Origin of the sequence: Synechococcus sp. 'PEA 65AY6A-5F PE A', from assembly GCF_047462575.1 — a bacterium.
GTDB lineage: Bacteria > Cyanobacteriota > Cyanobacteriia > Thermostichales > Thermostichaceae > Thermostichus.
Map to the genome: position 1 here is coordinate 81,417 of NZ_JAOALE010000007.1, position 9,404 is coordinate 90,820.

Sequence of the window (9,404 nt, forward strand, 5' to 3'; positions counted from 1 at the left end):
CCCATGGCTGCTCTGCCCACGGTGATCTTGCCCGGTTATCTGGCGGGCGCCTCTGAGTATGAGCCTTTGCGTCGGGAGCTGGAGGCCCGCGGTTACCCGGCTCGGGTGGTGCCGCTGCAGGTGCGCAGTTGGCTGCCTACCCTGGGAGGAAGGCCCGTCACGCCCATCTTGCAGGCGCTGCAGGCCACGATTCGGCGTACCCAAGCCGAGTTTGAAGTGGACCGGGTTAACCTGGTGGCCCACTCCGCGGGCGGCTGGATTGCCCGCATCTACCTGGGATCCGTGCCCTACGGGGGGCAGGTCTGGCAGGGGCGGGAGCACGTTTCCACCCTAATTAGCCTGGGATCCCCGCACACCAGCCGGGAGCGCTGGACAAGGCGCAACCTGGACTTCGTTAACACCCACTACCCGGGAGCCTTCTGGCCACAGGTCAAATACGTCTGTGTGGCGGGCAAGGCCATCCAAGGGCGGCGCGTGGGCCTGGGATCGCTATGGCGGCAGGAGCATTATCTGGCTTGGCTGGCCTACAACAGCTACCGGCTTACCGCCGGCCAAGGGGAGCTGTGGGGAGATGGCATCACCCCCATCGAGGCCGCCCATCTGCCAGGGGCCATCAACCTCACCCTTCCCGACTGTCACCATTCTGGTCGAGGCGGGCGGCGCTGGTACGGCTCGCCTGAGGTGGTGGACAGGTGGGCCCCCTATTTGGTCTAGGGGGTTTTAGCCGCTGGACTCCCTGCGATCGGCGGCGGGAGTCTCGGGCAGCGAGGCGGTGGATTGGCGGCGCTCCTGTTGGCGCCGGGCCGCTTTCACCATCTCCTCGACGATGGCCCGCGCCTGCTTCAGGCGATCCAAGTTGCTGCGGTAAAGCTCCAGATCTTTTTTGACTCGCTCCGGCGAAAAGGGTAGGTTGCCGATCACGTCCTCCAGAAAGTGGCGGGTGCGCTCTTCCGGCTCCTTGTAGAGCGAGGTGGCCACCGCTTCGTAGGCCGTGTAGAGGCCAACCGCCAAAACTCGGCTGTAGGCGTAGGGGGGCTGGGTCATGCGCTGCAAAATCGCCTTCAGCCCGCCCACATCTTCTGCCTCCGGCTTGAGACAGAGCAGGTTGTATCGCTGGACGGGATCCCCGCTGCGCATCAGCTCCAGCAGGTCGCGGGCGTTCTTGCGCAACACCTCCGGCTTCAGGTGCAGCGCCTTGCAGAGGGCGTTGAAGATGGCCTCACGCTGCTCTGGGGGATGGTAGGCTTCCATCAGGCTGTCGTAGAGAGTAACCAGACCCAGGGCAAAAAAAGGATCGTAGACGAAGGCGCTGTTGACGGTGGTCAGGTGCAGCTCCACCAGCAACTCCTCCACCACTCGCCGGTAGGCGGCGTTGATCGGACGAGGGTAGGCGCTGAAAAAGGCCGCTTTGGTGGCGGAGAGGGTACGAACAGGGTTCACAGGCAGAGAAAGAGAGACCTTGAGGCAGATTTATTGCTTTCCTCTATTGTCCCCTGCAGCGACTCTGAGGGCAAGCAAGGGCCCCGGTTCCGCTATGGTGGGATACGGATGGGGAACCCTGGCTGGATCGAACAAGTGGATCGAATGAGAAGATGGCAGCAACAGAGGGAACAGTGGTGGTGAAGATCGGCACCTCCAGCTTGACAGACATGCAGACGGGCTCGCTGCGCCTTTCCGTGCTGGGGCCGCTGGTGGAGGTGCTGACTCGGCTGCGCAGCCAGGGCTATGCGGTAATCCTTGTCTCCTCCGGAGCGGTAGGGGTAGGCTGTGCCCGCCTGGGCCTGCGCCAACGACCCACGGCAATTGCAGAAAAACAGGCGGTGGCAGCAGTGGGGCAGGGACGGCTAATTCGCCTATACGATGATCTCTTCTCTGCTCTCAACCAACCCATTGCTCAGGTGCTGCTTACCCGCGGCGACTTTGTGGAGCGCAGCCGCTATGTCAATGCCAATCGCACCTTTGCCCAGCTGTTGCAGATGGGGGTTATCCCTATCGTCAACGAGAACGATACGGTGGCAGTGGAGGAGCTGAAGTTTGGTGACAATGATTCCCTCTCTGCCCTCGTGGCCAGCATGGTACAGGCCAAGTGGCTGATCCTGCTCACCGACGTGGACAGGCTCTATTCGGCGGATCCCCATCGGGACCCCTCCGCCGAGCCGATCGAACGGGTGTGGCACGGGATGCCGCTGCAGATAAAGGCGGAAGCCCAAGGCAACAGTGGCTGGGGCACGGGCGGCATGGCCACCAAGCTCACGGCGGCTCAAATCGCCACAGCCGCCGGCGTGACGGTGGTGATCACCAACGGCAAACGGCCCGATCAGATCCCAGCCATCTTAGCCGGCGAGCCCATCGGCACCCGCTTTGAGCCAGCTCCCCAGCCCGTTAGTGCTCGCAAGCGGTGGATTGCCTACGGCCTCATCCCCGAGGGATCCCTGACTCTGGATGAAGGAGCTGTAAGGGCAGTCTGTGAGCAGGGGCGCTCGCTGCTGCCGGCAGGGATCACCGACGTTTCTGGCGACTTTGAGGCAGGGGCAGCCGTGCGCCTGTGCGATCCCGGCGGACGGGAGGTGGGGCGGGGCCTGGTCAACTACAGCGCCGAGGAACTGCGGCGGATCAAAGGCAAGAAAACCGCCGAGATCCCCTACATCTTGGGCTACGAGGGAGTCGATACAGCGGTTCACCGGGATAACCTGGCCCTGCTTGACTAACACCTCAATCCCCCGGCTTAACCACCCACTCCACGGGGGTTTTGCTGGGATCGGGCAATTTCAGCGAAAACAGCCCTGCCATCAAAATCAACAGGGTGGAAAACCAGAGGCAGCCCTCCAGACCGTAAAGCTGGAAGAGGATCCCCGAAGTCACCGTCCCCAGCAGGCGCCCACCGGAGTTGGCCATGTAGTAAAAGCCCACGTTGAGGGCGACATCGTCATCCTCTGTGTAGGCCAGTACCAGATAGGAGTGCACCGCCGAGTTGAAGGCAAAGACGATCCCGAAGAGGATGAGGCCGCCGGTAACCACCCATTGCGGCGGCAGGCCGGCCATAAAAGCGGTAGCAATGAGTGCCGGCACCGCCGTCAAGGTGAACGTCCAGATCTGGATGGTGCGGGCCTTGGGGGCGCGACCCGGGCGACCTCCTCCCAGGAGCTGGGGCGCTAGGAACTGGATGATCCCATAGCCAATGACCCAGAGGGCCATGTAGCTGCCCACCTGCATAAAGCTCCAGCCTAGGCTGTCGTAGAGGAACACCGGCAGGGCCACCACAAACCACACATCGCGCGACCCAAAGAGAAAAAAGCGGGCGGCTGAGAGGAGGTTGATCTCGCGGCTTTTGGAAAACAGCCGCTTGAAGGGGATCTTGGCCTTGACCTTGCCCATGTCCGCCGGCAGCAGGATCCCGGAACAGAAGATCAAAGCCAGCGCCCCCGCCTGGACGAAATTGGCCATGCGGAAGCCCATGGGATCCCCGTAGATCTCAGTGAAGATCTGCAGCAGGGCCGCCCCGACGAAAAACCCTACCCCCTTGAGGGCGTTTTTGGATCCCGTCAGCATGGCCACCCAGCGGAAGAGGCGGGACTCGGCCTCCTTGGGCACCACCAGGCGGATGGCGCTTTTGGAGCTCATCTTGGTGAGATCTTTGGCGATCCCGGCCAGGGCTTGGGCCGTCATCACATAGGCCACCTGGCCCCAGACCGGCCATTGCAGGTTGATCACCCCCAGCATCACCAAGCCGAAGATCTGGATGGCGATGCCCCCGTACAGCGTCAGCCGCAGGCCAAACAGGGATCCAATCCAGCCGCCCAGAAAGTTGGTGATCACCCCAAAGATCTCGTAGAAGAGAAACAGCATGGCAATCTGAATCGGGGTGAAGCCCAACTTGTGGAAGTGGAGCAGCACCAACATGCGGATGGCGCCGTCGGTGAGGGTAAAGCCCCAGTAGGCAGCCGTTACCAGGGCATAGTTGCGCACGGCGGCAGCTTGGGCGCTCGAGACAGCAGTCATGGGCAGGCCTCCAAGGGGGATGCTTCAAAAAACGCTTCTATAAACTGAGGGCCACCTTGCGGGCCAATTCCGCCATGCGGTTGGCGTAGCCCCATTCGTTGTCGTACCAGGCCAGGATCTTCACCTGCGTGCCATCTACCACCATGGTGGAAGGGGCATCCACAATGCTGGAGCGGGGATCCCCCTTGAAATCCACCGAGACCAGCGGCAGCTCCTCATAGCCAAGGATGTCCTTGAGTTCCCCCTCGGCTGCCGTTTTTAAGAGATGATTCACCTCTTCCACCGTGGTGGGCCGCTTTACCTCGAACACCGCGTCGGTCAAAGAGGCATTGAGCAGGGGCACGCGCACGGCAAGGCCGTTGAGCTTTCCCTTCAGCTCAGGGTAGATGAGGCCGATGGCCTTGGCCGAGCCGGTGGTGGTGGGCACCAAAGACAGCAGAGCCGAGCGGGCCCGCCGCAGGTCTTTGTGGGGGGCATCCACCATACTTTGGGTATTGGTGACGTCGTGGACGGTGGTGATCACCCCGTGCAGGATGCCGATCCCCTCGTGGATGACCTTTACCAAGGGGGCCAGGCAGTTGGTGGTGCAGGAGGCGGCTGTGAGCAAATGGTGGCGAGCGGGGTCGTAGAGGTGGTCGTTGACGCCCATGACGATGTTGAGGGCCTCTTCATCCTGGACGGGGGCAGCCACAATGACTTTGCGCACCCCTGCTTTGAAGTAGGCATCCAGCTCTGCCGCCTTGACGAATTTGCCCGAGCACTCCAGCACCAGGTCGATCCCCAGATCCGCCCAAGGGACTTCGCCGGGAGATTTGAACTCGCTGAAGGTAAGGGTTTTGTCTTGGATGCGCAGCCGTTGCTCAGATGCCTCGATGTCGGTGTTCCAGCGGCCCTGCACTGAGTCGAACTTGAGCAGGTGAGCCGCAGTAGCAGGCCCACCTTTGATCTCGTTGATGTGGGCAAACTCCAGCTCCGGCCAACCCCAAGCCGCCCGCAGCACCAAACGCCCAATGCGGCCAAAACCGTTGATACCCACCCGTGCCGCCATAGATCCCCTCCCCCCAGCCGAATCTCGCCTAAAGCCTACCAGAGCTAACTCGGGGTTATCAAGTTAAGGAGAATCGGCCAGGCCCTGGGCAACCTTGCACTCTTCCAATTCCAAAGCCACCCAAAGGGCCTTTCCCTGTCCCTTGCTCCGTGTCGACCTGGCTGCAGGCAGGGAACCTGTGGGATCGCTGCAGCAACAGGGGGGCAAGTAGGGCCAATTTGCCTGGGCTGGCCTGCTGCTCTTGCCTAGGGCCGGCGGGAGTTGTTGACGTCCAAGGCCGGCCATTCCACCCGTTCCACCTGGGGTCGAAAGCCCAGCCAAGGAGTGGCCAACTGGGCAAACCGCTCCGGATCCCCACTCACATAGAAGCGGTGAGGTTCTGCCTGGCTAGCAGTTGAGGGTCGGCGCAGGCCCCAGAGGCTGAGTTCCCGGGCCAGGGATCCCACCAGCGCCACGCCGGGATCCACCCGTCTGACCGAAGAGGGCAGCAAGGACTTCAGGAGAGGATCCAGCAGCGGGTAGTGGGTGCAGCCGTAGACGAGGGTGTCGATCCCCTGTTGCAGGAGCGGCTGCAAATAGCGTTCAGCCGCTTGGCGCAGCTCGGGGCCGTCCAACTGGCCGGCTTCGATGAGGGGGACGAACTCCGGGCAGGCCTGCTCCCAGCACTGGACAGGTTGGGGAAAGCGCCGGGGATCCAGGGCGCTGTACTCTTGAATGGCCTTGGAGTAGGCGCGGCTTTTGACCGTGGCTGCCGTGGCAATGACCCCAATGCGGGATCCCTGGGCCAGGGCCGCCTGGGCGCCGGGCAGGATCAGCCCCAGAATGGGCAGGGCAAACTCCTGCTGCACCTGCTCCAGGGCCAGCGCCGAGCTGGTGTTACAGGCCATCACCACCACCTTCACCGGCTGCGCCTGCATCCAGCGGAGGATCTGCCGCACAAAAGTCAAGATCTCCTCGGCGGAGCGATCCCCATAGGGCAGCCGCGCCGTGTCGGCAAAGTAGACAAGGCGCTCCTGGGGCAAGCGACGGCGCAGGGCCCGCCAGACGGTGAGCCCGCCCAAGCCACTGTCAAACACCCCAATTGGCCAACTGGGATCCGGATCTGATCCCCACTCCCAACGCATGCTCCGTTCTCCTCAACACCTTGGCTGAAGCTGCTGTATCCTACCCTGCTTCCGAGAGTCTCGGCGACAGCTTCCCTACCCTGGGACTTCGTCCCTTCACGGAGTGGGCCGTAGGGGCGAACAGCTCAAACCAAAGATCCGACCGAGTCCCTATCTTTGGCGGCTACGCAGAAAGGCCTCGATGCCCTCGGCAATGGCCCGCGCCAAAATGGCCTGGTATTCGGGGGTAGCCAACTTTCGCCCTTCGGTTGGGTTGGTTACATACCCCAGCTCCAGCAGCACCGAAGGCATGCCCACCGGCGTTTCCCGCACCATGAAGAAGCGGGCCCGTCGCACCCCCCGGTCGGCGGCGCCGCTGGCCCTCACCAAGCTGCGGTGCAAGACCACAGCCAGCTCGGCGCTGTCGGGCCGCAGGTAGTAGGTCTCAATGCCGTGGATGCTGGAGCGCTCTAGAGCATTGGCGTGGATGCTCACCAGCAGAGTGGCGTTGGCCTGCACGGCCATATCCACCCGCGGCTGCAGCAGCACTTCCCGGTCGTCGGTGCGGGTCATCACCACCTCATACCCCCGCTCTTGCAACAGGTGTCGTACCTGGTGGGAAACGGAGAGCACGATGTCCTTTTCCTGGATCCCACCCACCCCAATGGCACCGGGATCCCGTCCGCCGTGGCCTGGATCGATGGCGATGACCGTCCGGCCCCGGCGGGAAGGAAGGGAAGCTTGGGCAGGCGGTTGCGGCTGGGGTGCGGACGGCGGAGCGTGGAGGGGGCGCAGCTCCAGGGTGATGCGGCGGGATCCCTGGCCGGGATTGGGCTCAAAGACGTTGAACTCTTCGGCAGGTTGCACCAGAATGCTGACCGTGCGGGCATCTTCCTGCACAAAGCGGATCCGCTGCACCGGCCCTCCAATTGGCAAGCCGGGATCCGGCAAGGACTCGGGTAGGCGGGCCGGTGCCACGTTGATGCGGTAGCCGCCGCTTTCCGGATCCCAGCCGGCCCGGTAGAACATGAACCCATCGGCGCTGATGATGAGCTGATTCCCCCGCAGCTCCACAGAGCGCAAGGTAGCCAGGGGCCCTTGGGAGTCGGCAGAGCTGAGATCGGGCAGAAGGCTGGCCTGGGCAGCACCCCCGGCGGGCTGGATCCAGATTCCTCCCTGCTGCGGGTCGTAGCGGGCCTCCCAGTCGCCACTGGAAGGATCCACATCCAAGACCACGCGGGCGATGGTGGGCTCGAATTGCCCCACCCGCAGCCGCGAAACCCCCAGGCGGTTGACGGTATAGACCCGCTGGGTGAGGGCGGGGCTGAGGGTGGTGTTGAGAAAATCCACCACCACTCGATCCGGATCGAGGATGCGCCGCACCGTGGTGGAAGGGCTACCCTGAGTGCGGATGAAAAAGCCCTCCGCTTGCGGAGAAATGGCCAAGATCCGATGGCTGGAAGGGGAGGTTGCAGGAGGAGAGAGTGGGCTGGCTTCGGGGCGGCGGGGCAGCGGCGGGGACGGTGAGATGGGATCCCTGGGGCCGGCTGCCGAGGGAAATAGCGGTGCTGCTGCGGGCAAGGGCTGCTCGGGTTGGAGGAACTGGACAGCCCAGCGGGAGGGACCAGCCGTGAGCAGTTGCAGTTGGTCGAGGCTGAGAGGCTGATCCGGCTGCAGGTGCAGCACAAAGCGAGTGATCGTTGGGGTGAACTGTTTGATCTCCAACGAGGTAACCCGCCCCGGAAAGGTCTGGGTTTGGGGCTCCCGCCCAAAGAGAGTGTTGGGAAAATCCAGCACTACCCTAGGAGGGTTTTGCAGCACAAACAGAAAAGGACGCACCTCTCCCTGGGTGTTGACCTCTAGCCATCCCCGCTGCGGGTCGTAGTGCCAACTCTCGATGCGAGACAAGCCAGGAACGGCGGTCAGCTCTGCTTGAGCGGGCAAGGGGGAAAATAAACCTGCTCCGGCCAAGCCCAGCAGCAGCGTTGCCCCCCACAGAGAGCTCTGCCTAGACAGTTTGGGCTCCCGTTCCAATCCAGGCATGAATTGCACCCACTCCGGCACACCTGCTGCCCTCAACTATACCAAGCTCCCCCCAGAGCGGCCTGAGAGGGAGCGCAATTTCGCCGTTGCCAGTCGGCCCAGGCCACAATGGGTAGGGATCCTCGTCCTGCCTCTGGAGTGTGGATGTCCCCCCTACCTGATCCCCTCCCCCTGGCCCGCGCTGGGGACAGCCAAGCGATCCTGCGGGTGGTTCGGGCAGAGCTCCTGAAGTGGCGCTGGCCCGCGCAAGTGTATCTTGCCGACAACACCTTGCGCATCGACCTGCTGGGATCCCCGTCCCAAAGCCCCTCTCCGCCGGTTGTTGTGGCCCGGCTGTTTTTGATGGTGAAGCAACTGCGGATTCCACGCCTAGAGCAATTGGAAATCCGCGCTTTCTGTGGCTCTCAGTTGCTTTGGCAGCGCAGCCTGCGTTTGAGATCCCAAAAGCGATGGGATCGGTTTTCTTTTGATAGCTGGGCGATAAATATCTGGGCTTACCCAGTTGCATTTGTGGTAGCCCTGCTGGTAAACAGCATTGCCCTATTGGAGTTGTTACATTTGCCTTGGCACATTTGGATTCACGAGCTGGGCCATGCCAGCATTGCCTGGTGGAGCGGGCATCGAGCTTTGCCCTTACCTTTTGGCTGGACCAGCATCAGTCCGGAAAAGGATCCCTTTGTGTACTTTGGGATCCTCTTTTTGCTGAGCTTGCTATTCTGGTCGACCCGCAAGGAGCGGATTCGATGGCTACAGGCATTGGTTGTTGTTCTTGCGCTGCTGCAGTTTTATATGACCTGGCTAATGCCCAATCGCACCAAAGAAATGCTAATTACCTTTGGCGGCGTGGGCGGCGAGTTTTACATCAGCACCTTCTTGATGGCCTGCTTTTATCTTCGCTTGCCAGATCGCTGGCGGTGGGACTTTTGGCGATTCGTCGTTCTGGGAGTTGCAGCCAGCAGCCTCTGGAGAAGCTTTTGGCAATGGCACAGAATCCAAAAAGGGCTAGCTCCGATCCCGTGGGGAACTCTGCTGTGTGGCCAGGGGGATGCTGGTGGGGATATGAACCGCTTGGTTGATGATTTTGGCTGGAGTGCCGACCAAATTATCCAGACCTACAAATGGTTAGGGAACTTGTGCATTTTGTTTATATTGGGCTTGTACAGTCTTTTAATTTAAAATAGGGTACAGGTATTCAAGAGGAAGGAGAGAAA

The 9,404-nt window shown here is 61.9% G+C and carries 8 protein-coding genes; 3 read left to right on the forward strand and 5 right to left on the reverse strand.

Annotated elements, in window-relative coordinates; genetic code table 11:
* The first annotated feature begins 3 nt into the window (after positions 1-3).
* Positions 4-714: an esterase/lipase family protein gene (locus GG26_RS04080; RefSeq protein ID WP_011430989.1), complete on the forward strand. Its 711-nt coding sequence runs from the start codon at positions 4-6 to the stop codon at positions 712-714.
* 6 nt (positions 715-720) lie between these two features.
* On the opposite strand, the gene psb29 is transcribed toward GG26_RS04080, so the two are convergent.
* Positions 721-1,440 (reverse strand): photosystem II biogenesis protein Psp29, encoded by a 720-nt coding sequence (gene psb29, locus GG26_RS04085; protein WP_011430990.1) that lies wholly within the window; start codon positions 1,438-1,440, stop codon positions 721-723.
* Positions 1,441-1,592: 152 nt separating this feature from the next.
* On the opposite strand from psb29, the gene proB reads away from it, so the two are divergent.
* Complete coding sequence (gene proB, locus GG26_RS04090; protein ID WP_414389003.1) at positions 1,593-2,708, forward strand: glutamate 5-kinase; 1,116 nt, start codon at positions 1,593-1,595, stop codon at positions 2,706-2,708.
* Between the two features lie 4 nt (positions 2,709-2,712).
* Here the strand turns inward: proB and arsJ are convergent, their stop codons facing one another.
* From arsJ to GG26_RS04110, 4 genes are all read right to left on the reverse strand, one after another.
* A complete protein-coding gene (arsJ, locus tag GG26_RS04095; RefSeq protein ID WP_011430992.1) occupies positions 2,713-3,999 on the reverse strand; it encodes an organoarsenical effux MFS transporter ArsJ in 1,287 nt (428 codons plus the stop codon).
* A 37-nt stretch (positions 4,000-4,036) separates the two neighbouring features.
* Positions 4,037-5,047, reverse strand: a complete 1,011-nt coding sequence (locus tag GG26_RS04100) for an ArsJ-associated glyceraldehyde-3-phosphate dehydrogenase (protein WP_414389005.1) — start codon at positions 5,045-5,047, stop codon at positions 4,037-4,039.
* A 245-nt stretch (positions 5,048-5,292) separates the two neighbouring features.
* Positions 5,293-6,171, reverse strand: a complete 879-nt coding sequence (murI, locus tag GG26_RS04105) for a glutamate racemase (RefSeq protein ID WP_011430994.1) — start codon at positions 6,169-6,171, stop codon at positions 5,293-5,295.
* A gap of 150 nt (positions 6,172-6,321) precedes the next feature.
* Positions 6,322-8,193: an N-acetylmuramoyl-L-alanine amidase gene (locus tag GG26_RS04110; protein WP_011430995.1), complete on the reverse strand. Its 1,872-nt coding sequence runs from the start codon at positions 8,191-8,193 to the stop codon at positions 6,322-6,324.
* A 144-nt stretch (positions 8,194-8,337) separates the two neighbouring features.
* Between GG26_RS04110 and GG26_RS04115 the strand changes: the two genes are divergently transcribed.
* Positions 8,338-9,369 (forward strand): hypothetical protein, encoded by a 1,032-nt coding sequence (locus tag GG26_RS04115; RefSeq protein WP_414389008.1) that lies wholly within the window; start codon positions 8,338-8,340, stop codon positions 9,367-9,369.
* Positions 9,370-9,404 lie beyond the last annotated feature (35 nt).